Genomic DNA, 746 nt, shown 5'->3' on the forward strand with positions numbered 1-746 from the left:
GTCAGGTGGCGGGTGATGCAGGCGGTGATGGCGGGGGTGACGGCCTTCATCTCCGGGCGCCAGCCGGGGACGGCGTTCACCTCGCAGACGGTGTAGGTGTCGGGGGAGGTGAACAGCAGGTCGACCCCGGCGATGGCCAGGCCCAGGGCGGCGGCCGCCTGGACCGCCAGTTGCTCGGCCCGGGGGTGGTGGCCGGTGCACAGGGCGGCGGCGCCGCCGTTGGCGATGTTGGCGGCGAGGGTGTGGTGGCGGGAGGTGTGCAGGACGGCCTCGACGGGCTCGCCGTCCACGACGACGACCCGCAGGGTGCGGCCGTGCGAGTGGGCGATGTGCTGCTGGAAGAGGAAGGGGGTGTCGTGGGTGAGGCTGCCGGCCACGTCACGCAGCAGATGGGGGTCCGGGGCGAGGAAGACGCGGGTGCCCTTGGCGCCGTTGACGGACTTCACGACACACGGCGTGGCCAGGTGGGGGCTGCGGACGACGCCTTCGAGGGGGGCGGTGGCGTAGGAGAGGGTGTCGGGGACGGGGAGTCCGGCCAGGGCGAGTTCCTGGAGCTGCCAGATCTTGTTGCGGCACTTCAGCTGGGCGTCGAGGCTGTTGATCAGCGTGCTGCCCATCCGTTCGAGGTGGCGCAGCAGGGTGACTTCGCGGTCGGTGTGCATGGGGCCGGCGACCTGGCGTACGCAGACCACTTCGGGTGCGGGCAGGTCGGTGCCGCCCAGGGTGTGCAGGGTCAGCCGGCCGTC

At 72.3% G+C, this 746-nt stretch carries 1 protein-coding gene; it reads right to left on the reverse strand.

From position 1 onward, the window contains the following. Nucleotides 1-746, reverse strand: a 746-nt coding sequence (locus CCN44_RS42480) for a RimK family alpha-L-glutamate ligase (protein ID WP_107502189.1), incomplete at both ends; no start/stop codon positions are given.

Origin of the sequence: Streptomyces tricolor (genome assembly GCF_002155905.1) — a bacterium.
GTDB lineage: Bacteria > Actinomycetota > Actinomycetes > Streptomycetales > Streptomycetaceae > Streptomyces > Streptomyces tricolor.